At 64.4% G+C, this 25,552-nt stretch carries 19 protein-coding genes and 1 pseudogene; 12 read left to right on the plus strand and 8 right to left on the minus strand.

Annotated elements, in window-relative coordinates; all coding sequences use genetic code 11:
- Positions 1-651 precede the first annotated feature (651 nt).
- The 4 genes from BN4332_RS06610 to BN4332_RS06630 all read right to left on the minus strand — a co-directional run bounded on the left by BN4332_RS06610 (position 652) and on the right by BN4332_RS06630 (position 5,524).
- Positions 652-2,268, minus strand: coding sequence for a DUF6119 family protein (locus tag BN4332_RS06610; RefSeq protein WP_084459196.1), 1,617 nt, complete (start codon positions 2,266-2,268; stop codon positions 652-654).
- 794 nt (positions 2,269-3,062) lie between these two features.
- Entirely contained in the window at positions 3,063-4,097 is a 1,035-nt protein-coding gene (locus BN4332_RS06620; RefSeq protein WP_066897730.1) for a helix-turn-helix domain-containing protein, read from the minus strand.
- Positions 4,098-4,112: 15 nt separating this feature from the next.
- Positions 4,113-4,760 carry a hypothetical protein gene (locus tag BN4332_RS06625; RefSeq protein WP_096866843.1) on the minus strand — a complete coding sequence of 216 codons (648 nt, stop codon included), beginning with the start codon at positions 4,758-4,760 and terminating at the stop codon, positions 4,113-4,115.
- Positions 4,761-5,116: 356 nt separating this feature from the next.
- A complete protein-coding gene (locus tag BN4332_RS06630) occupies positions 5,117-5,524 on the minus strand; it encodes a type IV toxin-antitoxin system AbiEi family antitoxin (protein WP_235654034.1) in 408 nt (135 codons plus the stop codon).
- A 467-nt stretch (positions 5,525-5,991) separates the two neighbouring features.
- Here BN4332_RS06630 and BN4332_RS06635 point away from each other — a divergent pair, with 467 nt between their 5' ends.
- The gene (locus tag BN4332_RS06635) at positions 5,992-6,699 is read left to right on the plus strand and encodes a sensor domain-containing protein (protein ID WP_066897732.1); all 708 of its coding nucleotides are present in this window, start codon (positions 5,992-5,994) and stop codon (positions 6,697-6,699) included.
- Positions 6,700-6,750: 51 nt separating this feature from the next.
- On the opposite strand, the gene BN4332_RS06640 is transcribed toward BN4332_RS06635, so the two are convergent.
- The 4 genes from BN4332_RS06640 to BN4332_RS06655 form a co-directional block, all read right to left on the minus strand.
- Entirely contained in the window at positions 6,751-6,906 is a 156-nt protein-coding gene (locus BN4332_RS06640) for a hypothetical protein (protein ID WP_003879572.1), read from the minus strand.
- A 184-nt stretch (positions 6,907-7,090) separates the two neighbouring features.
- Positions 7,091-9,571, minus strand: coding sequence for a transglycosylase/D,D-transpeptidase PonA2 (gene ponA2 / locus BN4332_RS06645; RefSeq protein WP_066897733.1), 2,481 nt, complete (start codon positions 9,569-9,571; stop codon positions 7,091-7,093).
- 175 nt (positions 9,572-9,746) lie between these two features.
- Entirely contained in the window at positions 9,747-12,611 is a 2,865-nt protein-coding gene (locus BN4332_RS06650; protein ID WP_066897734.1) for an MMPL/RND family transporter, read from the minus strand.
- A 151-nt stretch (positions 12,612-12,762) separates the two neighbouring features.
- Entirely contained in the window at positions 12,763-14,691 is a 1,929-nt protein-coding gene (locus BN4332_RS06655) for an ABC transporter ATP-binding protein/permease (protein ID WP_066897744.1), read from the minus strand.
- Positions 14,692-14,983: 292 nt separating this feature from the next.
- On the opposite strand from BN4332_RS06655, the gene BN4332_RS06660 reads away from it, so the two are divergent.
- The 11 genes and pseudogenes from BN4332_RS06660 to BN4332_RS06710 all read left to right on the plus strand — a co-directional run.
- Entirely contained in the window at positions 14,984-16,444 is a 1,461-nt protein-coding gene (locus BN4332_RS06660; protein WP_066897735.1) for an amino acid permease, read from the plus strand.
- Complete coding sequence (locus BN4332_RS06665) at positions 16,441-17,142, plus strand: SDR family NAD(P)-dependent oxidoreductase (RefSeq protein WP_066897736.1); 702 nt, start codon at positions 16,441-16,443, stop codon at positions 17,140-17,142. The genes BN4332_RS06660 and BN4332_RS06665 overlap by 4 nt, the downstream gene beginning before the upstream one ends.
- A gap of 2 nt (positions 17,143-17,144) precedes the next feature.
- The gene (locus tag BN4332_RS06670; RefSeq protein WP_066897737.1) at positions 17,145-17,846 is read left to right on the plus strand and encodes an SDR family NAD(P)-dependent oxidoreductase; all 702 of its coding nucleotides are present in this window, start codon (positions 17,145-17,147) and stop codon (positions 17,844-17,846) included.
- Positions 17,847-17,858: 12 nt separating this feature from the next.
- Positions 17,859-18,833, plus strand: a complete 975-nt coding sequence (speB, locus tag BN4332_RS06675) for an agmatinase (RefSeq protein WP_066897738.1) — start codon at positions 17,859-17,861, stop codon at positions 18,831-18,833.
- A complete protein-coding gene (locus BN4332_RS06680) occupies positions 18,830-19,717 on the plus strand; it encodes a polysaccharide deacetylase family protein (RefSeq protein ID WP_066897739.1) in 888 nt (295 codons plus the stop codon). The genes speB and BN4332_RS06680 overlap by 4 nt, the downstream gene beginning before the upstream one ends.
- A 12-nt stretch (positions 19,718-19,729) precedes the next feature.
- Complete coding sequence (locus BN4332_RS06685) at positions 19,730-20,788, plus strand: Rieske 2Fe-2S domain-containing protein (protein ID WP_066897740.1); 1,059 nt, start codon at positions 19,730-19,732, stop codon at positions 20,786-20,788.
- Between the two features lie 19 nt (positions 20,789-20,807).
- A complete protein-coding gene (locus BN4332_RS06690; protein ID WP_066897741.1) occupies positions 20,808-21,746 on the plus strand; it encodes a PDR/VanB family oxidoreductase in 939 nt (312 codons plus the stop codon).
- Positions 21,747-21,806: 60 nt separating this feature from the next.
- Positions 21,807-23,030 (plus strand): PucR family transcriptional regulator, encoded by a 1,224-nt coding sequence (locus BN4332_RS06695; RefSeq protein WP_066897742.1) that lies wholly within the window; start codon positions 21,807-21,809, stop codon positions 23,028-23,030.
- Positions 23,031-23,206: 176 nt separating this feature from the next.
- Positions 23,207-23,458 (plus strand): zinc ribbon domain-containing protein, encoded by a 252-nt coding sequence (locus BN4332_RS06700; RefSeq protein ID WP_308208403.1) that lies wholly within the window; start codon positions 23,207-23,209, stop codon positions 23,456-23,458.
- An 18-nt stretch (positions 23,459-23,476) separates the two neighbouring features.
- A pseudogene (locus BN4332_RS06705) lies at positions 23,477-24,585 on the plus strand (acetamidase/formamidase family protein).
- 114 nt (positions 24,586-24,699) lie between these two features.
- Positions 24,700-25,552: serine/threonine-protein kinase (locus tag BN4332_RS06710; protein WP_160110816.1), on the plus strand; the 853-nt coding region annotated here is incomplete at its 3' end.

Raw genomic sequence — 25,552 nt, forward strand, 5'->3', positions numbered from 1 at the left:
CTACTGCACACAGAGTGTATCTGGACTGCCGCCCAACTAGCGCTGACCTGCGAAGACGAGTCTGTGGCCTGCATTGATTTTACCGTAGCCGTGGACTCATAATCCATTGGTCGCGGGTTCGAGCCCCGCCCGCCCCACTCAACAGCCTGTATGACGTCGGGTGATGCTTGACGTTTTGGCTTCGGTTGATGGCTGACATTGTTTCGGCTGATGCCTTACGCCTACTTCGTTGATCCTTGACACTCCCTGGATGAGGGAGTTGAGCGCTGAGATTCGTCGGATTCGCCCTCACCGTATGCATCCCTGTGCTGCTGCAGCATTGGGCGGTCGCGTGTCCCGAACTCGCAAAACCGCACCCCGAACGCGCGAACGAACTCCGTGCGCGCAAATCGCACCGCCGCGTCGTACCAGTTCGACCGCGATCTAACCACCACAGCCAGCGCCAGCAGAGGACAGGAGAACTGCGCCGACAACAGTCGCACAGGCCGAAGGCGCACCGCAACGACGGCGGTCCCACGCAACGTGACCTCAATGATGAACTTTGGCCTCATACGGCTCGTTCGCAGCACGGCGACTTCAGCCGCTCCACGGGCCGTTCGGCCGGTGATTTGGGGATGGCGAGCTGTCCATCCCCACCTTTCAGGCAACTCGTTATTCCTCAATTGGAACCCGCGATATTGCCAATCTGAAACCGCGACTCTGTATTTGCTTCCCCTGTTGCATGAGGTTTAGTTTGCTGAAAAATGGCAGCCAATCGGTGCCCGATTGGCTGGTGTTCGCTATGACCGCATACGATACCGTATATCGTGACCTGTCCACCGTCTCGCTGGACGCCGGGACAACGTCGAGCCATTTCTGTCGTTGATCCTCAGGCTGCCGATGTATTTCTTCGCGAACTTTATCTCGAAACGTCCCATCGCCGAGAAATGTAGCTGCGCTGACGTTACCTTGCGAAAACAAGTGACTGAGGGTGGACGAGCGGGACTTGCGCTTTATGTGTATGAACTCACCCTTTGATGTCAGCAGATCGCAGAGTTCGATGCCAGAGCTGGCGCCTCCTGGCACCTTTATTTTGGCGTCGAGGAGCAATAGATCATTGGAATGTAGGGCCGCCATCCGGCGGTTATACTGTGGCTCGGTTTCGCCTGTATTTGAGGGTATTAATTCTGTCGGGCATGGTGGCAATGATTCAGCGTATTTATCGACGTCTTCGGACAGGGAACTGCTGACGGAAAGCCAACGACCTTCAATCAGGACATAGAGTGTGTCATCAATGCGTTGCTCCGATATCAAACAGTTGTACAGGCTCCATCGATCGTCATAGTCGTCTTGCTGCCTTCCGAAGCCGACAGACACTCGTCGGCTCCGCAGGGTCGCCGGAGTTATTTGAGTACATTTACTTCCTAGCGAAGCCAAATACGTTTCGATATCAAGGTCGTCAAACACGACGCCGCGAGGTGCTCCGCTTATTTTGAAAGAATCAATTTCTTCCCAACTGATTGTCTCAGGCATAGCAAGGTGTGTAGAGGAGGAATCTCCTAGCGCTAACTGTGCTGCTGCCAGGGAATCAAGTTGCTCGATTAATCTCCGATCGCTAACAAGCGCAAGTTGATCAATCCACGAAAAGTTATCCTTATAAGTCTCTTCGACGAACGCATTCATGAGTTCGCCTAAAACATCCGCCAGTTCTTCAGGTGTTTTAGTAGCGCCGAGCACAAGGGCATCCGATCCCGTTAGTTGTCTTGCTAGCGTGGTATCCCTAGGGCGCCCTGTAACTGCTCTAAGGATATCGCTAGAGATGTCAATGCCAAATGTCGGCAGCTCGGTGCTCTTGCTCGTTTGGGTTGTGCGGGTGACAACCAGATCCTCGAATGTTTTGGTATCCATGCTCCGAAGTAGAGCTGGGTCTATGCGATTCAAGGCAACTCGCAGGCCGAACTGTGGCTCTGTCTTAGACAGATCGAGCAGGCTCCTGCCGTACCCAAAGGTGAGCGCGAAGTATCGTTCGTGCGCCATTAGAACTAGGAGACCGGACGCCGACGAGGCTCTCAGCTGTAACGACGTAGGGGCAAACTCTTGCACGAAAGGAAGCCATGGGGGAGGCGTCGGCGGTTTGCTTGTGTAGTAAAAGGCTCCGGAGATGCCAAACCTGTCAGGGATTTCAATCCTTGTGTGTGGCTTGTCGGCCGCCAACGCATCGTCCGGGCCGTGGACGTCCCTCAATAGATAAATAGTCAGCCGACGTATGGTCACAACCGCTCCCCCCACGACTAAGACACAGCTGGGCGCCGGATGCGCGCCGGACTCTTTTGAGGCTTCGTTTCGCTGCTAACCACCGGACATCGACATCTCCGATGGCGTTCGTCTTTGTGGCGGAGCATACAATCGTGCTGGGCGGCATGGGGGTTGCCGCGCGGATTCGGGGGGAGCGGGGGAGATGGAAGCCCTTCTGATTTTCGGTGGTGCCAGTTTGTTGGCGTGGCTGCTTCTGCGGCCACGGCCAGAACAGGACGCAGCCGCTGCACAATTGTGGGCGTCATTCCACAGCCACGCTACTGCCAATGCGTTGCAGATGCTCTACATCGAGGATGTGTATCAACACGCGGCCAGAGGCAGCAAAGCCTATGTGTCGATATACGGCGACTCATCGGGTATCCGACGCGACGCGTGGTTCTGGTGGGCGCAGGTTCGTAAGGGTTCGGTCGTCGCTGTACGGCCAACTGTCGGGTGGGGTCCACATAGCGGCCGTGAAAATGTGCTTTTCATAGGGACCGAGTCCAGCCACCAGAGCGGCGTCTATGGCGCCGTAGACGCGAGAACCATTACCCGTGCCCACCGTCACCTCAACCGACAGCAGGTAAACCCAGACCCTGGGGTTAACCCTCGCTGGTAGGTCACCTGCCAGCGGCTTCTAGGCACCACCCGAAAGCGGCTCTGCGAGACCCGGGTTGTCTGTGGTTTCGTCATGTGCCCTCGCCCAGTAGCTGCGGAAATCGCCATCGTTGTGAGCAAGATCGGGAAAGCCTGCCGGCGAAATCTGAGCCTGCTTGTCTGGATCGACGTCAGCCTGGAACTGCGGTCAACGTCAGCCCGAAAACATGCGATCGCAGCTCATCTACAGACACCCCGAGATCATCAGCGATGTTGGCTGCGCGAACGCCTTCCTCGCGGAGGCTTCGAAACACTTTCGTCAGCAGTTGGGACGACTCACGACGGATACCCATCGGCTCGCCTCGTCGGTAGCCCATCCGTGAAAGTTGTACACAGCACGAGCGGTAACCCCACTCGGTGAGCAGGCCGAGCTCATTCAGTCGGTGTGTTAGCGCCATCGCAGCTACGTTCCAATGTCCCTTAGCCTGAAGTATCCGGGGAACCGTTGCATCTCGAAGCCCTGCCGCAAGAATGCTGCTGCGGGGCATGAGGAAAGCGGCCGCGAATCGGTTTGCTTCGAGTTCAGCACGAGGTCCGTGTGGCACCTCGTGTTCACCATGGAGCACGAGGTGCCCTAGCTCGTGGGCAGCATCGAAGCGTCCCCGTTCGCCGGACTTTGCGGTGCTCAGAAAAATGAACGGTTGAGTCTGCCAGTAGAGCGAGTAGGCATCGAGCTGAGCGTTATCAGCTGTCAGCGAGTAGACGCGGACGCCATGTGCTTCTAGAAGATGCAGCATGTTCGCTATGGGCTTCTCACCGAGACCCCACCTCGCACGAACTTCCTCCGCTGCGGACTCCGGTGACCTACCAGTCAGACTGGGGATATCAGATCCCGGTAGTGCGAAACGCGATTCGATCCAACCGTTAATCAAGATGGCGATTCTGCCCGCGCTCAACGCTGCATCTCGCTGCTTGGCCGTCATCTTGCTTAGCGCACGGAAGCTCACAGCGTCGACCGGGATCTCGTCGATGTCCTCAGCCTGGAGGAACTTTGGATCAACTTCAAGCACTTCAGCGAGCACGCTCAAGGTTTCATCGGAAGGCGGCTTGTGCCCATTCTCAAATGCCGAGAGGCTCCTCGTGCTGATGTTCGTGAGTTGGGAGAGGCTGGTTAGCGTCAGGCCACGGCGCTTCCGCGCAATGGCAAGCCGCGATGGGTTAAGCATCGCTTCGCATTCGGGTTATCTACGTCGGCTGACTTCAACCACGTACTCGCCGGTGCCATCTTCGCCGTCCCCATTTCTATTTGCTGGCACCTCGGCATCGATTGTGAAGGTTGGAAGGATGATTCGCTCCCGCCAGTCAACAATATAATTGCCCTCAAATCCGCTCGGCAGCGAGAGTTCGGCCTTGATCTCATCGTCGGTAACTCTGTAGAGCAGGAACCAGGTAGCAAGTTGGTCAAAGTCGGGTGCAGTTTCTTCGACAGCACCCGCGTCGCCGAAATCGAACGCAAGCTGATCATTGACCTCGACTGCCAGTTCGGTCGCTGAACCTTTCGGATTCTTAGTGGATGGATTGAGGGCGGCGTCGCCCGTTGCCTCGTCACCCGAGGTCGAGACGATCGCAAACTCCCGGCTCGGATTGATGGTTCTGCACAAGTTGCGAGGGTTGTCGTAATCCCAGCCCAGCGGCACGAGTTCCTCGCGCAGGAAACGTACGATCCGACCGTAGCGGGTGAACCCCGCCATTGTGGGCGGGTCAAAGTCAGTGCAAGTTGCGGCTTCGGCTTCGGCGCGCAGTATCGATCGCTGAATGATCTCCACGGTGAGACCGAGCTCTTCGAGTCGGCTGAGTGCATTCTCTTCAACAACGACCTGTGCTGCCATTGCGACCTCCTGCGGCTTGTAGGTTCCTGAAACAGTACCTCATTTGAGGGTGAAAAACCGGAACCGTCGCGGTGTGCCTTGGTAGCTTTCCTCGCTCATGCTTGGGCAGGTTTGTACTCAGTGCTGGTTGCAGAGCCGGATGACATCGAGGATGCGCACGCAGCGTCGCGTTGCTGCTCGGACGCTGAGCGGTGACGCGGAACTTGGCTTCCGCGAGTCCAATGAGGTTGGCGCTAGAACTCGACCATCGTTGTGCCAGCTCCGCTCAACGGCACCGGCGACCAACTGTTTGTCGATAGAAGCGGCCTGCTGGCCGACCCTGAACCGTGTTGCCACCGAGTCGCGTTCGTCGGAATTCATGGGAATCCGCGCGCCCAGTCTTCGGCACCGCGGAGCGAGGCCGATCTGCGCTGCTCCGTCGCGAGTTCCCGCAGACGGTCCTTATCGCTGCGCGCGAAGAGCGCGGCGACAGCCGATGAGACGTCTGCTTCGGCGTCGCCGAGTGCGGGACGATGGGCCAGATCAAGCACCGTTTGCTTGGGCGTGGTTGCCAACGTTGGCCCCAGATCGGTGCGAACGATGTCACGTTTCACGAACCGGATGGTCGCCGGTCGATCCGATAACACGATCGGTCGATGCTGTCGCGGCACAGCCACGACAGCAGTTGCCAAGGCTCGGGGAATTACGCCGTGCAGGCGTGCCGCGCTCACGCCCATCACGACGACGTCCTCGACTCCGTAGATCGCTGATGCAATGCCGGCCACAGCTGATTCGAGCCCGGATATCCACCTGCGCCCACCATGTCCTGGGGGACAACAACGTAATAGCTGTCGGCGAGGTCGCCCGTTTTCGGCAAGCCGCACCAGCTGGGCTCGAGGATGGGCGTAGACGCTCACCGTGTCGCTGGGCGAATCGTCCGCAGCGGTGCCTGGGTGAGATCCACCGGGAATGGGAGTGCTTCGGGTCAGCGCCGTCACCCCGTGGGTATGCAAATCGTATTCTCCAACGGTACGAAATGCATACTGACGATGTCCAGTCTCGCAAGCGCGACTGGGCATCGATGCTCTCCACGTCGAGGCCGGTGTTGTTTCGGTAACGGTTCCGAAAAGTCTTCGACCGTGATGAGAAATGTTCTGACTCGAGCGTTTCTTCGCTGTTTTTCTGGAATTGTCCACTACGGGGCAACGTCACCGTGACTCAGATCTGACAGCGCAGAAATGGGGAATGACGAATGCGCTTTGTGACCACCACGATCACCATCGCCGCTGTGTGCGCCCTTGGGGCGGGCTGTGGCAATTCGACGGAACAAGCGGCCGAGACGACGTCGGCCAAGCCGATGATCACCTCGTTTCCACCCGAGCCGCTGAGACAAAAAACCCTGCCCCGATTGCTGCTTACGCCCGAACAGATCAACGCGGCGATGGCCGCCAAAGGCATGGAAGTCACGGCCACCGACTCTCGGATGTCCGACGACAGTGCGACGATGTCGCCCCGCGAGTGCCTGGCGGTCGACGGTGCCGCGCAGGCACCTGTGTATGCCGACAGCGGGTTCACCGACGAGCAAGAGATGTCGTTGCGCGAGCCCGACGCCTTCCTTCACTACGCCAAGCAGGCGGTGGTCCGATTCGCCGACGCGCAGCAGGCCAAAGCCTTCTTCGACTCCTCGGTCCGGCAGTGGCCCGAGTGCAAGCAGTACACCCACACGCAATCGGGCACGCTGTGGCAGGTCGGGCCCATCTCCGTGAAGGACGGTGTGCTGAGCACGATCGCAACCCAGTCCAACGCGCAAGCTGGCGGCTGGGCCTGTGGTCGGGCGTTGTCCGCGAACAACAACGTGGTGATCGACGTCAACACGTGCAGCGCCAACCCGGCCGACTCTGCTGTCAACATCGTCAAGCAGATCTCGGCACGGGTCGACGCACCTCCCATCGGTGCGTAGGCACCGCGTGACACTGCTGAATCAGTTGTGCATCAACAGTTTTGCGGTGCGCTAGAACCAGACTTTTCGGCCTCCCACCGGACGGCCGACGGCCCCGAGGATCCACAGGATGATCCCGATCACCACGAGGATGCCGCCGATCGTGTAGAGGATCGAGATACCTGCGAAGTAGCCGATCAACAGAAGGATGATGCCGAGCACAATCATGGTCAGTCCGATCCTCTCGGTAGCAACTGAAGTGTTGTCGGCGACAGGAATTGCCAGATCCGTCGATATTCAAACGTGCGGGCGTGTTTGTGCCGCTGGCCACCGCAAACGGTGAGTACGCATCGGCGCATGGCGTTGCTCGGAACCGGGCACGGGTCGGCCGCCTGACCCGCGCCCGACGATGTCAGGCGGGCGGGGGAGGGGGAGGTGGTGGCGGTGGCGGAAGCGGCGCCGGGGGCGGCGGTGGGCCCGGAATGGTGATGGGCGGCAGTCCGGGTATCAGGACGACGTTCTCCGACGGCGGCGGCGGTAGCTCACCGGGTGGTGGCGGCGGGGGAGCCTCCGGACGGGGAATGTACACCGGCGGAGGCACATACCCGGTGCTGGTGTTGATCGTGATGATCGAGCCCGGAATGGTCTTGCCACTCGGCGTCGTCCCGACCACCGAACCCTTCGTGGCGGTGTTGTTGACCGGTGTGGGTTTGTCGGCGACCTGGAAACCGGCGTCCAGCAGCCGCTTCCGCGCCTCTTCGAGCTTCATCCCGGTCACGCTCGGCACGTGGCTGCCCGGCCCGCCGTCGACGTAGCGCGGATCGGTGGGCGGCAGGGCCAGCGGGCCGAAGTACTCGGCGATCGGATCCATTGCCGCATACCAGGTCAGCGCCGGCTCCGTGCCGCCGTACAGGTTGCCGCTGCCGCACTTGTGCAACGGGTACGAGCACAAACCCGACGGGGACGGGGAGTCGTCGAAGATGTAATTGGCCGCGGCGTACCGGTTGGTGAAACCGAGGAACCCCGACGAGCGGTGGGCTTCGGTGGTGCCGGTCTTGCCGGACATCGGCAGCTTCCAGCCCACCGAACTCGCTGCGCCGGTGGCGGTTCCCCCGGTGTGGTCCTTGCCGAGGGCGTTGGCCAAGGTGTTGGCCAGCCCCTCGGGAACGGCTTGGTCGCAGGGGACCGTCTCGACCTTCACCTCGCGGCCGTTGCGGTCGAAGATCTTGTCGATCGGATTCGGCGGGCACCAGGTTCCGCCCGACGCCAGAGTTGCCCCCACATTTGCCAATTCGAGCGGGTTGAGTTCGAGTGGGCCGAGCGTGAACGATCCGATGTTCTGGCGCTTGACGTAATCGGCGATGCTCTCCTCGGAGTCGGGGTGATACGCCCGGGCGCTGCCGGGTTCGGCGTACGACCTCAGGCCCAGCCGAACCGCCATGTCGACCGCGCGCGGCACCCCGATCTGCGAGATGAGTTTGGCGAACGCGGTGTTGGGCGATTGGGCCAGCGCGTCGGTGACGGTCAGTGGGCTGCGGAAACCTCTGGCGTTGCGCACACACCAGGTTTCCTTGGGGCAGCCCGGCGTGTCACTGCTCCCCAGCCCCCGGCCCATGAACGTCCCGGGAACATCGAGTTGAGCGTTGATGCCCAAACCCATCTCGAGCGCGGCGGCCGTGGTGAAGACCTTGAAGATCGACCCGGCGCCGTCGCCGACCAACGAAAAGGGCTGCGGCTGCACCGTCTGATTGGCGTCGAGGTCGAGTCCGTAGGTGCGGCTGTCGGCCATCGCGACCACCCGGTGAGTGTCCTTGCCCGGGGTGATCACACTCATCACGCTCGCCGCACCCTCGGCGTCCGGGTCCGCATACTCGTCCACGGCCGATTTCACGCTGTCCTGCACCTTGGGGTCCAGGGTGGTGCGGATCAGGTATCCGTTGCGGGCGATGTCCTCCATGGTCAGCCCGGCCCGAGCCAGGTACTGCAGCACGTACTCGCAGAAGAACGCGCGGTCGCCGGCGGCGATGCAGCCCTGCGGCAGCGGATCGGCCTGGGGCAGCACTCCCAACGGGGTGTCCTTGGCGGCGCGAAGCTCCTCGGCCCGGTCGGGCAGATAGTCGATCAGGGTGTCGAGCACGAGGTTGCGCCGCGCCAGTGCACCGTCGGGGTTGGTGTACGGATTGAGCGCGCTGGTCGACCGCACCACCCCGGCCAGCAGGGCGGCCTGCGGCCAGGTGAGGTCTGCGGCGTCGACGCCGAAATAGGTGCGTGCCGCGTCCTGGACCCCGAAGGCGCCGTTGCCGAACGCCACCAGGTTCAGATACCTGGCCAGGATCTCCCCTTTGGGCAGGGTCTTGTCCATCGCCAGCGCGATCCGCATCTCGCGGAGCTTGCGGGCCGGGGTGACCTCGACCGCGGCCCGGCGCTCGGCGTCGGTTTTCGCCTTGACCAGCAGATTGTAGTTCTTGACGTACTGCTGCTCGAGGGTCGACCCGCCGCGTACGTCCTCGATGCCCCGCATGTAGCCGATGAACCCGTTCAGGGTTCCCTGCACGTCGACCCCGTTGTGCTCGACGAACCGCTTGTCCTCGATCGACACGATGGCCAGCTTCATGGTGTCGGCGATGCGATCGCTGGGCACCACCCATCGACGTTGCTCGTACAGCCAGGCGATGGGTTTGCCCGAGGTATCGACCATGGTGGTGACGATCGGTGCTTCGCCCTTGAGCACCTGTGCCGAATCCTGTGCGACGGTGTCGGACAGCCGGGCCGTCATGATCCCGACCCCGCCGACGACGGGGAACATGAGGGCTGCCGCAAGCAAACCGGCCAGCACACAATGCATGGCCAGCTTGGCAACCGTTTCCCGCGACCGCGGGGGCGGGCCGGACATGCCATCAAGCGTAAGGCGGTCACCGACCAACGATGGGTAGATCGCACGCAACACGTTGGCTACGTTGTGATTTCAGAACACCCGTTTCTCGACGTCGATGGGGCACCGCCGAACCCGTTCCGAGACCGCCGCCGCCCGCGGCAGCGCGATGCGCAACCGGGCGGAAGGGGCGTCGCTAACCGGACGGGTTGGCCGCCGACCGCTCCAACGCCCGCTTGACCACGCCCCGGGCCGGGCGCTGGCGCACCCGCTGCGGCCACCAGAACCACGGGCCCATCAACGCCGCGATCGACGGCGTCATGAACGACCGGATCACCAGGGTGTCGAACAGCAGGCCCAAACCGATCGTCGAGCCGACCTGGGCCACCACCGTCATCTCACTGACCACCATCGACATCATGGTGAACGCGAACACCAGGCCCGCGGCGGTCACCACCGATCCGCTGCCGCCCATGGCCCGGATGATGCCGGTGTTGATGCCTGCCGGCAGCTCCTCCTTGAGACGTGCCACCAGTAGCAGGTTGTAGTCCGCGCCGACGGCCAACAGCACGATCACCGCCATCGCCATCACCATGAAGTGCAGTTCGATCCCGATCAGGTGCTGCCACACCAGGACCGACAGCCCGAACGACGTGCCCAGCGATATCAGCACCGTGCCGACGATCACCGCGGCCGCCACCAGGCTGCGCGTGATGATCAGCATGATGATGAAGATCAGGCACAGGGCCGAGATGCCGGCGATGATCAGGTCGTAGTTGTTGCCCTCCTGCATGTCCTTGAAGGCCGAGGCCGTGCCGCCCATGTAGATCCGGGAGCCTTCCCACGGCGTGCCCTTCATGGCTTCCTTGGCGGCCAGCTTGATCCCGTCGATCAGCTTGATGCCTTCCGGCGTCAGCGGATCACCTTCGTGAGAGATGATGAACCGCACAGCTTTTCCGTCGGGGGAGATGAAGCTGTCCATGCCGCGTTTGAAGTCGGCGTTGTTGAAGATCTCCGGCGGCAGATAGAAGGTGTCGTCATTCTTGGAGTCATTGAATGCCGTACCCATGGCGGTCTGGTTGTCCTGCATCTCCGCCATCTGATCCTGCAGACCCTTCTGGGTCTGATACATGGTCAGCATCATGGTCTTCATGTTCCGCATGGTCGCGATCTGCGGCTGCATCATCGATGCCATCTGAGGCATCAGCTCATCGAGGCGATGCATGTCCGGCATCAGTTCCTGCATGGTCTCGGTCATGGCGTCGACGCCGTCGAGGCCGTCGAACACCGAGCGCATCGACTGGCAGACCGGGATGTTGTAGCAGTGCGGTTCCCAATACAGGTAGTTGCGTAGCGGGCGCAGGAAGTCGTCGAAATCGGAGATGTGATCGCGGAGTTCCTTGACGTCCTCGACCATCACATCCATCTGGCCGACCATGCTGTGGGTGATCGAGCTCATCTCGTTCATCAGCACGATCATCCGATCCATCGTGTTGATGGTCTTCTGCATCTCGTCGGCCTGCAGCAGCATGTCGTCGGCGCGGTCGGTGAGGTACTTGCGGTTCATGGTCTGCATGACCCCGCCCATGCTCATCTGGGCGGGGATCGTGCTGAACTCCAGCGGCTCGCCCTGCGGACGGGTGATGGCCTGCACGCTGCCGACGCCCTGCACTTGGAAGATGCGTTTGGCGATCTTGTCGATCACCAGGAAGTCCGCCGAGTTGCGGATGTCGTGATCGGTCTCGATCAGCACCAGCTCGGGATTCATCTTCGCGGCCGAGAAGTGCCGGTCGGCCGCGGCGTAGCCTTCCTGCGCAGGCAGGTCGGTGGGCAGATAGTTGCGGTCGTTGTAGTTGGTGCGGTAGCCGGGCAGGGTGAGCAGACCGACCAAGGACAACAGGATGGTGCCGAGCAGCACCGGTCCGGGCCAGCGGACGACGAACGCTCCGAGGCGCCGCCAGCCGCGGATGCGCATGGCCCGCTTGGGTTCGAGGACCTTGCCGAACCGGCTGGCCACGGTGATGATCGCGGGCCCCAGCGTCAGCGCCGCCAGCACCGTGATCGTCATGCCCACGGCCATCGGGATGCCCAGCGTCTGGAAGTAGGGCAATCGGGTGAAATGCAGGCACAACGTCGCGCCCGCGATCGTCATGCCGGAGCCGAGCACCACATGTGCGGTGCCGTGGAACATCGTGTAATACGCCTGCTCGCGGTCCTCGCCGACGCTGCGGGCCTCCTGATATCGCCCGATCAGGAAGATCGCGTAGTCGGTTGCCGCGGCGATCGCGAGCGTCACGAGCAGCTGGGTGGCGAAGGTCGAAAGGCCGATCAGGTTGTGATAGCCGAGGAACGCGACGACGCCGCGGGCCGCCGAGAGCTCGACGACCACCATCACCAGCACCAGCAGCACCGTGATGATCGACCGGTACACCAGCAGCAGCATCGTGATGATGACGGCGAAGGTGACGCCTTCGATGATCCGGACGCTGCGGTCACCCGAGATCTGCTGATCGGCGGCCAGGGCCGTGGGGCCGGTGACGTAGACCTTGAGTCCCTGCGGCGGAGACAGTCCCGCGATCAGCTTCTGGACGGCTTCCACCGACTCGTTGGCCAGGGCCTCGCCCATGTTGCCGGCCAGATAGACCTGGACATAGGCGGCCTTGCCGTCATTGCTCTGGGCGCCGGCCTCGGTCAGCGGGTCGCCCCAGAAGTCCTGGACGTGCTCGACGTGCTTCTTGTCGGCCTCGAGCTTGTCGACCATGTCGTTGTAGAACAGGTGGGCTTCGTCGCCGAGCTTGGTGTCCCCTTGGGCCTCCAGCACGATCATCGCCGAGCTGTCCGAGTGGAACTCGTCGAACACCTTGCCGACGCGCTTCATCGCGATCACCGACGGCGCTTCTTCTGGGCTCATCGACACCGAGCGCAGCTGGCCGACCACCTCGAGCGGCGGGACGGTGGCGCTCATGAACGCGAGCAGGGCGATCCAGCCGACAATCACCGGAATGGCGAATCGACGGATCCATCGAGCAACCCCCGTGTGGGGGGCTCTGGAATCGGCCATCAGGAACCCTTGGTGGTCGGTGGGGAGAGCGCGACGCAGCCGTCGGGCAGTGTGCGCAGCCTTCCCTTACTACGTCGTGTCGTGCCACCGTCTTACCAGATGAGCCGCGGCGACGGGCCGCCAGCCTGTCCGAACAGGCAGTTCGGCGCGCCTATCCGCCCGCCGGCTCTTCGACGCGGCCCAGCCGCCACCGCCCTTCACCGAGCAGTTCCAGGTGGATGTTGTGGTGGCGATGGACCGTGGTGCGGTGGGTGACGCTGACCAGCACGGTGTCAGGTAGTTCGCGCCGGATCAGGCTGTAGATCATGAACTCCAGGGGTTCGTCGAGCGCCGAGGTGGCCTCGTCGAGGAACACCACCGTGGGTTTGGTCAGCAGCACCCGGGCGAACGCGACCCGCTGTTGCTCACCGGGGGAGAGCACCTTCGCCCAGTCGCCGTCCTCATCGAGCCGGTCGACATAGCGCGGCAGGGCCACCGCCAGCAGCGCCTCCCGCAGTTCCTCGTCGGGTAGTTCATCGGGCTGATGCGGATAGGACACCACGGTGCGCAGGTCGCCCAGGGGAACGTAGGGCACCTGGGACAGATAGAGGGTCTGGTTGTCCCCCTGCGGGCACCGCACCGCGCCCGAGGCGTACGGCCACAGCTGGGCGATGCTGCGCAACAGGGTGGTCTTCCCGGTGCCCGACTTGCCGGTGATGATCATCGCCTCGCCCGCGGCCAGGCTCAGGGTGAGATCGTCGATCAATTGCTCGCCGGCCGGGTTGCGCACCTCGACATCGCTCAGTTCGACCAGGGAATCGGTATCCGCCGAAAGTTCCGAGACGTCCAGCTTGGGTAGTTCGCGGCTCTGCTCGTCGGCGGCGACCAGCCCGTGCAATCGGATGATCGATGCGCGGTAGCCCGCGAACGTGTCATAGGAATTGCGGAAGAACGACAACGCGTCCTGGATGGCACCGAAGGCGGCGACCGACTGGTTGACCGCGCCGAGCTGGATCTGGCCGGTGAACAACCGCGGCGCCTGCAGCGCCCACGGCAGCGGGATGATGATGTGGCTCATCGACAGGTTCCAGCCGGTGAAGATCATGGTCCGGTTCACGAAGCGTTTGTAGTTGGCCACGACGGCGGCGAATCGTTGCCGCAGCTGTGACCGCTCCACCTTCTCACCCCGGTAGAGCGCGACCGACTCGGCGGCGTCGCGCAGCCGCACCAACGCGTAACGGAACGCCGCGTTGAACTTCTCGTTGTTGAACGACAGCCGGATCAGCGGACGGCCGAGCGCGAAGGCGATCACGGTGGCGAATGCCACGTAGACGAACACCGACCAGAACAGCGCGCGCGGGATCTCGACACCGAAGAGGCTGAGATCGCCGGACAGGTTCCACAGGATCGAGGTGAACGAGATGACGGAGACGATCGACCGGATCGCTCCGAACGGCAGCGTGCCACTGCTGGTCTGATGTGGAGTGTTGGGTTGTGGCCCGGACAGCGCGGTGAACACGTCGATGTCGGACTGGATGCGCTGATCGGGATTGTCGATGGTCTTGTCGATGAACCGGGACCGGTAGTAGGCACGGCCGTCGAGCCAATCTCCGGTGAGCCGGTCGGTCAGCCAGGTACGCCAGGCCAACATGAAGCGCTGCGTCATGAACAAGTCGACGAGCACCCGGGTCACCAGGATCGCCGCCAGCACCGAGAAGATGAGCAGGGCGATCCAGAAACCCCTGATGCCCGAATCTCTCACCACGTCGTTGCCGGTGGCCAGTCCCTCGACCGCGACCTGGGCGGCGGTATACAGGTCGTTGCTCTGATAGCTGAACAACACCGCCAGGCGTACGTCGACGATCACCGACAGCAACATCGCGGCCAGAACCGCCCACGGCTTCACGCTGTGCCGTCCGGTGAAGTAGGCGCCGGTGACGGCCCAGAACTGCCTGCCCCAGGTGGTGAACCGCGCCAGCAGGACGAGCACACCCATGGTGATCGCAGCGGTGATGGCCCAGGCTTGCGTCAGCCACCACAGGGAGTGCAGCAGTTCGGCGCTCCAGTCGATCGAGGGTGAGAACGGTTTGAGGTCATTCACCACGGCCGCTCCTGATCTGCCGACTGTTGCCAGAGACGTCTGCGTGAAGCTACCGCAGCGACCCGGTGCGACCTCAGCGCAACACCGCGAGCGCTCAGATACTTCGCTCGGCGACGCACCGCTGTGACGCTCGCGCAACGGCGATGTTTCGGGAGCCGGTGCGCCGCTGTAGGTCCCTACAGTCCGTGACGGCACGACTGTAGGCCCAACCCGGTATTGGCACTTTCGCGTGCCGCCCGCCGATCCCCATGCCCATACTTCGGTGTCTTGGTGGCGGCGAAAGGTGGTACATATGGCGTCTGAGAGCCAAATAGACTCTGCGCCAGTAGAACTGAAGCGCGAGTTCTCACTGTGGTCGGCGTTCGCGTTTGCGTTCGCCTTCATCTCTCCCATCGTTGCGATGTACGGGATCTACGGTCTGTCGCTGTCGACAGCGGGCCCCGGCTTCTGGTGGACGTTCGTGATCGTGGGCACGGGCCAGTTCATCGTCGCGATGGCGTTCGCCGAACTGGTGTCGCGGTGGCCGTTCGAAGGATCCATCTACCAGTGGACCAAACGGCTGGCCGGCGAGGTGGCCGGCTGGTTCGCCGGCTGGGTATACATGTGGGCCCTGGTCATCATCATGGCCACGGTCGCCTACGCCGGTGCCGGATTCCTGGCCCAGCTCGTCGGGATCGAAAGCCCCAGCGCCGTGCAGCAGAGCACCATCGCGCTGCTCATCCTGCTCGCCGGGACCGGGGCCAACGTGCTGGGCCGCGGTCTGCTGAAGGCGCTGATGGTCGGCAGCATCGTCGCCGAGATCGTGGCCTCCGTCGGGCTGGGTACCTACCTGCTGATCTTTCACCGCCACCACGGATTCGACGCGGTGCTGCACGGCATCGACCTGAACAGCGGCTGGAGCTGGGCCTATGCGTCGGGCCCCTTCCTGGCGGCGTTGGCCTTCACCGGCTGGTCGATCCTGGGGTTCGAGAGTGCCGGCGCGATCGCCGAAGAGGTCAAGGAGCCGCGGCGCAATGTGCCGAGGGCGATGCTGTTCTCAATCGCGTTCATCGCCTTGGTGATTGCGTACGCGTCGCTGGCCGTGACCCTCGCGGTGCCCGATTTCGAGAAGGTCACCTCGGGTGAGGTTTCCGACCCGGTCACCTACGTGCTCAGCAGCGCACTCGGAGACGCCGCGGTGAAACCGATCCTGTTCGCCTTCGTGATCGGTTTCCTGGCAAGCTTTCTCGCCCTGCAGGCATCGGCTTCGCGGGTCATCTGGTCCTTCGCCCGCGACGAGGTGCTGCCGGCGTCGCGCATCCTGGTCAAGCTGTCCAAGGCCGAGGCCCAGCCGATCTACGCGATCATCGTCACCACGATCATCGGTGCCTTCGTCTACCTCATCTCGGCGACCGATGTGTACTCGGTGCTGGTCACCTTCACCGCGGGCGGCTACTACCTGGCATTCCTGTTCCCGTTGTTGACGGGGCTGGTCGCACGGTTGCGCGGCACGTGGGAGCCGGGACCCTGGAACCTGGGCCGTTACGGCACCCCGGTGGCGGTGCTGGCGGTGCTGTGGGCGGGATTCGAATTCGTCAACATCGTCTGGCCGCGCACCGTCTCCGATTCCTGGTACATCAACTGGGCGTTCTTCGTGGCGATGGGCGTGATCCTGGCGCTGGGCACGGTGATCGTGAAGGCCCGAAAGGTGGGGCAGCCCAAGCCCGACGAGCCCACGACGTCCGACGCCGAGGCGCTGAAGGAGCCGGTGTGAGTGCCGACGGGCCCGTGGCGGTGGTGACCGGGGCCGGCAGCGGCATCGGGGCGGCGATCGCGGTGCTGCTGCGCGATCGAGGGTGGACCGTCGCGTCGATCTCCCGGGAAGCCGCGCCCGACACCGACCTGTGGATCGTCGCCGACGTCGCCGACGAGGACGCCGTCGACGAGGCGATTGCGCAGGTGCGCACCACCTTCGGCCGGATCGATGCGGCAGTCATCTGTGCTGGGCACTACGCGGAGACCCCGGCGCTGGAGATCGGTCAGGCGGCCTGGGAGCGAATGTTGCGCGTGCACGTCGGCGGTCTGGCCCACGTGTGCCGGGCCGTACTGCCCGAGATGCGCCGACGGGGCAGCGGGCGCATCGTCGGGATCGCCTCGGAACGGGCGATCGGCGGCGGCAGCAACGATGCGCACTACGCCGCGGCCAAGGGCGCCGCGCTGAGCCTGCTGCGCAACATCGCCGTCGAGGTGGCCGCCGACGGCATCCGGGTCAACGCCGTGGCACCCGGCCCGTGCGACACCCCGCTGCTGGAGCCCGATTCATGGGAACGCGCCGAGGAATTCGTCGCGACGCTGCCGGCCCGGCGCATCGCGCTGCCCACCGAGGTGGCCGAACTCGTCCGGGGCCTGCTCGAAGAGGACGTCTTCCTGTGCGGAGAAGTGTTGTCGGTCAACAGCGGAACGGTGATATGACGATGACCTCAACGGATCGGGTGCTGATCACAGGGGTTGACACCAGGCTCGGCGGCGCGGTCCGCGATCACTTCGCCGGACGCGGTGCGCGCACCGTGGGAACGGTGGTCCCGGGCGGCGATCCGGGGCCGGCCGGGGCGCTTACGCTGACCGCCGACCCGACGAATCGCGACGAGGTGGGCCAGGCCGTGGCCAAGGCCGCGGCGCACCTGGGCGGCATCGATGTCCTGGTGGTGGCGCACGGGCTGCCGATGGTGGCGGAATTCACCGAAGCGCCGATGTCCGACTTCTGGGCGCACGTCGACGCCACTTTGACCGGAAGCTTCCTGTACGCCCAGGCGGCCGCAGACCATATGCGGCACAACGGCACCGGCGGACGCATCGTGCTGACCACATCCCGCTGGCACGTCGGTGGGAACGGCCTGGCGGCCGTGGCCACGGCCGCGGGCGGAATCGTCGCGCTCACCAAATCCCTGACCCGTGACTTCGGCGGCTTCGGCGTCGGAGTGAACGCGGTCGCCCTCGGCGCCCTGGAATCGGAATGGTCGGTCTGCGACGGCTCCGGCGGATCACCGCCGGGCGGGCGGATCGGCAGTGTCGAACAGGCTGCCGCGGTCATCGGTCTGTTGAGCCAGCGTCAACTCGGCGCGGCCGTGGGACAGATCGTCAACGTCGATGGCGGGCTGTCCCGAAATCGTGTCTAGGAAAGGCAATCAATGAACCAACCAAACCCGGGGGGCACTGCCCGCGACGAAATCGTGGGCCCCGCCGATCCGCAGGTCCAGCCCCGCTATGCGGGATGGACGACGTTCGCCCGGTTGCCCCGGCTGTCGGACGTGACGCGCGCCGACGTGGTCGTGGTGGGCGTACCGTTCGACAGTGCCGTGACCTACCGGCCCGGAGCCCGGTTCGGGCCCAACGCCATTCGTCAGGGTTCTCGGCTGATCCGTGGGTACAACCCGGAACTCGACATCAAGCCGTTCGACGTCTGCCAGTTCGCCGATGCCGGGGACATCGCGTGCAATCCGTTCGACATCGCCCAGGCGGTCGACCAGGTCGCCGCGCAGCTGACCGAACTGCAGGCCGACGGGACACGTGCGGTGATCCTCGGCGGCGACCACTCGGTGGCGCTGCCGTCACTGCGCGCGGTGCACGCCGCGCACGGCCCGGTGGCCCTGGTGCACTTCGACGCGCACCTGGACACCTGGGACAGCTACTACGGGGCCGACATCACCCACGGCTCACCGTTCCGGCGGGCCTTCGAGGAGGGCTTGCTGCTCGACCGCAGTCTGCATGTCGGGGTCCGCGGATCCATCTACGACAAACAGGATCTGGTCGAGGACGCGAACTTCGGTTTCTCGTGCATCACGTGCAGGCAGATCGACGCACTCGGAACCGAGGGCATTCTCCAGCGCATCCGCGAACGGGTCGGGGACGCGCCGGTGTACGTCTCGGTCGACATCGATGTGCTCGACCCCGCGCACGCCCCGGGCACCGGCACGCCGGAGGCGGGCGGGATGACCAGCCGGGAGCTGCTCGAGATCGTGCGCGGGCTCGACAGTGTGAACCTGGTCGGCGTCGACGTCGTCGAGGTGTCGCCCGCCTATGACCACGCGGAGATCACCGCGATCGCCGCCGCCAACGTCGTCTGGGAATTCCTGTCTGTGTTCGGAAGAAAGGTTCGCCGATGACCTCCTTGACACCCGCCGGACCGGTGTCGTGGCCGGAAGGCAAGCGCTGCGCGGTTGCTTTCACCTTCGATGTGGATGCCGAATCTCCGCTGTTGACCACCGATCCGGCCTTCGCCGACCGGATGGGGGCGATGTCGCACCAGGCGTACGGCCCGCTGGTCGGGATCCCGCGACTGCTGGCGATACTCGATGAGCTTCGGGTTCCGGCAACGTTTTTCGTGCCCGGCTACACCGCGCACCGGCACCCGGAACCGATCCGGTCCATCGCGGCCGCCGGTCATGAGATCGCCCATCACGGCTACCTGCACGAGTCGTTGGTCGGCGTCGACGAGCAGACCGAACGCGAGATCCTGGAGCGCGGACTGGGAGCGCTGCAGGACGTGGTGGGAGTGACGCCGGTCGGTTATCGCGCCCCGATGTGGGAGATGAACTGGCACACCCCGAAATTGCTCGCCGAGTTCGGCTTTCTCTACGACTCCACGCTGATGGATTCCGACCACCCCTACGAACTGGCCGTCGAGGACGGGTCGGCACTGGTGGAGCTCCCGGTGAGCTGGGCGCTGGACGATTGGCAGCAGTACTGCTTCGTCCCGGATTTCTCCGGTACCGGACTGATCGAAACCCCCGCCAAGGCCATCGAGTTGTGGCGCGCCGAACTCGACGCGATGCGGGATGTCGGTGGTGCCTGGATCCTGACCAACCACCCGTTCCTCAGCGGACGCCCGGGCCGCGCGGCCGCATTGCGCGAGTTCATCGCCGACGTGTGTGCCATGGACGACGTGTGGGTGGCGGGCATGGCCGAGATCGCCGGCTACGTCCGCGAACAGGCGCTCACCCCGCGCACGCTGACTCGACCCGAACTGAACACCACCGCCGAACCGTAAGGAGAATTCTCGATGAAACGCGATGCATTGACCCCGGACAAATTGCGCGAGGCCTACCAACACGTGTGGTTCGTGGTCGCGCGCTGCCAGGACATCGACACCCCGCAAGCCGCCACGCTGCTCGACCAGAAGCTGGTGGTTTTCCGGGATTCCACCGGGGCGGCCCGGGTGACCGATCGGCGCTGCATCCACCGCGGCGGCAACCTCGCCGACGGCAGGGTCGTCGGCGACAACATCGCCTGCCCGTACCACGGGTGGCAGTTCGACGGTCAGACCGGCCAATGCGCTCACATCCCGTCGCTGGCCGAGGGACAACGCATTCCGCCGAAGGCGGAGATCAAGTCCTACCCGGTGATCGAGCGCTTCGAGCATGTCTGGACCTGTCTGGGGGAGCCGGTGTTCGACCTACCGCATCCGCCCGAGATCGCGGATCTGGAACTGGAATGGCGCGCGGCGCAACCCATCCATGCCGAGTGCGGGTTCATGGCGGCCACCGAGAACTTCCGGGACATGGCGCACTTCCCGTTCGTGCATGCGCCGTCGATGGGGGAGGTCAACCCGGTGGTGGACGAGCTCGCTGTCAAACGCGAGGGCCGTGAGGTGTGGGCGTCCTACTTCTACCCGGGGGTCCCCGATTCGGACTTCTCCGATGTGGGTGATGCGTGGATGCACTACCACTCCTACGCACCGGGCATCGCGACCATCCTCTACGACTTCGGCGAACCGCTCGGCAAGCGTTACCTCGTCGACTTCCCCTCGCCGGTGAGCTACGAAAAGTGCATCATCTTCTGGGCGGTGGCCACCGACAAGGATTTCCGCGGCGGAACCGTTGACGAGATCCTGGAGATCGAGACCAAGGTCTTCAATGAGGACACCCCGGTGCTCGAAGGACTTGACCCCAAGGAGGTTCCGCTGGCCGGGCAGGCGTTCGAGGTGTCGGCTCCCGCCGATATCTACACCTTGAACTACCGCCGCGCGACCCAGCATGCGGTGCAGACGATTCAGCAGGAACGGGAGCTGATCGCGGCGCAAGCCGAGGTTCCCGCCGACAACGGCCACGCGCGCGTCTGAGCCGGCGACCGAAACCGGTATGAAACTTCACGTCATTCAACTGCGGCTGGAGGCCACCGACGTGATCTCGGTGGTACTCGCCAGCCCCTCCGGCGACCGGCTGCCCGCATGGGCAGCCGGTGCGCACATCGCCATCACGTTGCCGTCCGGGCGAGTCCGGCAGTACTCGTTGTGCGGACCGCGCGATGATCCGTACCACTACACGATCGCGGTCCTGCGGGTCGCGGACGGGCGGGGCGGCTCCCGCGAGGTTCACGAGATGCTGCGCATCGGGGATGTCCTGGAAGTCGGGGCACCCCAGAACGCGTTCGCGCTCGCCCCGGCGCCGCATTACGTCTTCATCGCCGGTGGTATCGGCATCACCCCGATATCGGCGATGATCGACGAGTTACGCAGCGCCCCGGGCAGTCCCGCGTTCACGTTGATCTACGGCGGGCGTAGCCGGTCCGCGATGGCCTTCGCCGACCGGCTGGCCGGTATCGAGGGGGTACGGCTGATCCCGCAGGACGAGATGGGATTGCCGGACCTCGCCGGGGTGTTCGCCGGCTGCCCGGCCGGCACCCACGTGTACTGCTGCGGGCCCGCGGCCATGCTGAGCGCCGTTGCCGAGCTCAGCGGTCGGCACCCCCGGGTCGAACTGCATGTCGAGAGGTTTGCCGCCACACCGCAGCCGGCGGATCCGGCCGGCGACGGCGCGTTCGAGGTGGAGCTGGCGCGCACCGGTGCCACGGTGCGGGTGCGGCCGGAGCAGAGCGTGCTCGAAGCGGTCCTCGAGGTCGCGCCGGACACGGCGTTCTCCTGCACCGGCGGGTTCTGCGGTACGTGCGAGACCAAGGGGCTGGCCGGCGAGATCGATCATCGCGACGATCTGCTCACCGAGACCGAACGAGCGGCCAACACCTCGATGATGATCTGTGTATCCCGTTCTCGCGGTGGGAAAATCACGCTCGACCTGTGAGAACGCGGTCATGGCCCTAGACTCCGCAGCCATGACCGCCGCACCCGCAGAAGTATTCCGATGTCCGTCGATGACCTACTGAGGGACGAGGACGGTGTGACCGTGCAGACGACTCCGCACGACGGCACCGTCCTGCTCCGGGAGCTCTTGGCCCAACCGAGCCTGCATGTCGACACGTTGACCCCGATCCGCGATCTCGACCGGCCGATCCGTTACGTGTATCCCACCGAACTCGCCGATCCGTCGCAGTACCTTTCGGGGGAGGAGCTGATCCTCAGCATCGGGGTGCCGGTAGCCGATCAGCCGGAGGATTCGATCCGGCGCTACGTCACCACCTTGAGCGGCCGCGGGGTCACCGCGTTGCTGGTCGGTTTAGGGGATCTGTTCGACGAACCCCCGCCCGCTCTGGTGCAGGCCTGCCTCGACGTGGACCTTCCGCTGCTGGCGCAGCATGCCGCGGTTCCGTTCCGGCGGATCGTGGACTGGGCGGATTCGATGAGGGTCGCCGACCGGGAGATCGGCACGCGCGAGCGCGACCTGGGCTCGATCTTGCGATGGTTCGTGGCGGGCACCCTCGGTGTCGGTCCGATCGAGACCGCGCTGGTGGGATGCGGTCTGGCCGGTGCGCCGGTTGCGGTGTGCGCGTTCACCGCCGATGTTCACACCCGGGTGCACCAACTGGTGGACCGTCATCTGGGCGCGGTCGCGGTGCTCGACGACCGCATCGTGGCCCTGTGCCCGCAGACCGAGCAGTTCGCGGCCGACCTGGCCGCCTCCGATCTGGTGTGCGGTGTGGCCATCGCGCCGGATGCCCAGGCCATGGTGTACGCGATCCCGGAGGCGCTGGAGGCGTTGCGTGAGGGGATCCGCTGGCGGCGTGCGGTGCACATCGAGGAGATCGCCACCCTCGACGGCCTGCTGGCTGCGGTGCCGAAAGTCCGGCTGGTGCCATTCGTGCATCGCCTCCTGGTTCCGCTGGTCGACCACGACAAACTCAACAACTCCTACCTGGTGCCCTCTCTGGAAGCGTTTCTCGCGCCGGACAACGACATCTCGACGGCGGCCGCCCAGCTGTATGTGCATGTCAACACGTTGCGCAACCGGTTGGCCAAGATCACCGAGCTCACCGGCGCCAACCCGCTCGACGAAGCAGACCGAACCAATTTCCGGATCGCGTTGTGGGCGGCGCGGAACATGGGGATGAGCGGAGCCGCCGCGGCTAAGCCGGTGCAGGACAAGGTGATCCAACCGGGTGCAGGGCGAGCGCAGCGCACCCGGCCGTAGCGGGCACCCCACTGTAGAGATCTACAGCGAGATCGAGCTGCGGTGTTTTGTTCTCCAACTGGCCTGCCGAGGCGGGCGGGCGTCGGTAATGTGACGTTCATCGATAGACGAGCACTGCGCAACGTGAAGGAAACCTGTTGGTTCTCTACGAATTTCGCTGCGAATCCGGTTGCGGCGTGACCGAGCAGATGCACTCGATGCACGCCCGTCCCGACGTGATCGAGTGCTCTAGTTGCGGGGCGGCGGCCCGCCGCATGATCTCCTCACCGAACCTCGGCCGCGCAGACCGGTCCGCGATGGCACTGCAGGACGCGACGCGAGCCACTGCCGACCGCCCGGCCGTCGTCACCTCACCCGGGCCGTCGCCCGGAGTCCGGCGGCAGAAGGTCACCACCAACCCGCTGCACCAGAAGTTGCCCCGTCCCTGAGGTCCTGAAGGAGGACATATGCCCGAAGTTGTGTTCCCGCTCGACTCGACCAAGAAGTTCACCGAGCAGTCCAAGCTCGGTCACAACCGGTGGCACCCCGACATCCCGGCGGCGGTGACGGTCAAACAGGGCGATTCGTTCCGGGTGCACTGCCGCGAGTGGTTCGACGGGGCGATCGTCAACGACGATTCGGCCGACGACATCCTCAACGCGCCGCTGACCACGGTGCACGTCCTCTCGGGCCCGATCGCCGTCGAGGGTGTCAAGCCCGGTGACCTGCTGATCGTCGACATCCTCGACGTCGGCCCGATCCCGCAGGAGGATTCGGGGCCGCTGGCCGGGCAGGGCTGGGGCTACACCGGTATCTTCCCCAAACTCAACGGCGGCGGGTTCCTCACCGATCAGTTCCCCGACGCCTACAAGGCGATCTGGGACTTCTCCGGTCAGAAGGCCACCTCACGCCACGTGCCGCACGTCGAGTTCACCGGCATCGTGCACCCCGGGTTGATGGGCACCGCACCGTCGGCCGAGCTGCTGGGCACCTGGAACACCCGCGAGGCCGCGCTGATCGCCACCGACCCCGACCGGGTGCCGCCGCTGGCACTGCCGCNGTGTTCGTCGACGGCGCCAACCTCTCGGTGGGCGACCTGCACTTCTCCCAGGGCGACGGTGAGATCACCTTCTGCGGCGCCATCGAGATGGGTGGCTTCATCGACCTGCGCGTGGACGTGATCCCCGGCGGTATGGAGACCTACGGTGTGAGCGAGAACGCAATTTTCATGCCAGGTAACACCGATCCGCAGTACTCCGAGTGGCTGGCCTTCTCCGGGACCTCGGTCACCCTGGACGGCGAGCAGCGCTACCTGGACTCGCACCTGTCCTACCAGCGAGCCTGTCTGCACGCCATCGACTACCTGACCAAGTTCGGCTACAGCCCCGAGCAGGCGTATCTGCTGCTGGGCGCGGCGCCGATCGAGGGTCGGCTGTCCGGTGTGGTGGACATCCCGAATGCCTGTGCGACGGTGTACATCCCCACCGCGATCTTCGATTTCCCGGTCGCACCGACGGCGTCGGGGCCGGTGCAGATCGACCCGGGCATCGGGGCGCCGCACTCGTCGTTCGACTGACGAGGCCGGATACCGGTCTCGGCGGGCCGGGCCGCGGTCGAACTATCCTCGTCACCGAGACGACCGTGTGCCCGCCCCTGCCGGGGGCATGGCGCAACCGGAAAGGATCGCGCAATGACCCCGCCCCCTGGTGCCTCGCGCCTCGGCACCCGGTTCGGACCGTACGAGTTGAAGTCGCTGATCGGTGTCGGTGGCATGGGGGAGGTCTACCGGGCCTACGACACGGTCAAGGAACGCATGGTGGCCGTCAAGCTGCTGCGTACCGAGATCGCCGCGGACACGAGTTTTCAGGAGCGGTTCAGGCGTGAGTCCCGGGTGGCGGCCCGCCTGCAGGAGCCGCACGTGATCCCGGTCCACGATTTCGGCGAGATCGACGGCGTCCTGTTCATCGACATGCGTCTGGTCGAGGGCGCCAGCGTCAAGGAACTGCTGCGCACCAATGGCCCCCTGACCCCGGACCGGGCGGTCTCGATCGTCACGCAGGTGGCCGCGGCCCTGGACGCCGCGCACGCCGACGGCCTGGTGCACCGCGATATCAAGCCCGAGAACGTGCTGCTCACCCCGGATGACTTCGCCTATCTGGTGGATTTCGGCATCGCCCACGTCGGGGGCGAGGCCAGCGTCACGATGACGGGCGTGCTGATCGGATCCAGCGCCTACATGGCGCCGGAACGGTTCTCCGGGGGACCGGTGGGACCGGCGGCCGATGTGTACGCGCTGACCTGCCTGCTCTACGAGATGGTGATCGGTCGGCCTCCGTTTGAGACGGGTGATCTGCGCCAGTTGATGAGCGCGCACATGTTCTCCCCGCCGCCGCGGCCGAGCATCATGCGTCGCGGTATACCTCGCGCCTTCGACGACGTGGTGGCCAAGGGCATGGCGAAGGACGCCGCCGACCGGTACGGCAGCGCTGGGGAGCTGGCCAAGGCCGCCCGGGCGGCCGCCGTCGGTGGCGTTCCGCCGGCGG

This window comes from Mycolicibacterium houstonense, assembly GCF_900078665.2.
GTDB lineage: Bacteria > Actinomycetota > Actinomycetes > Mycobacteriales > Mycobacteriaceae > Mycobacterium > Mycobacterium houstonense.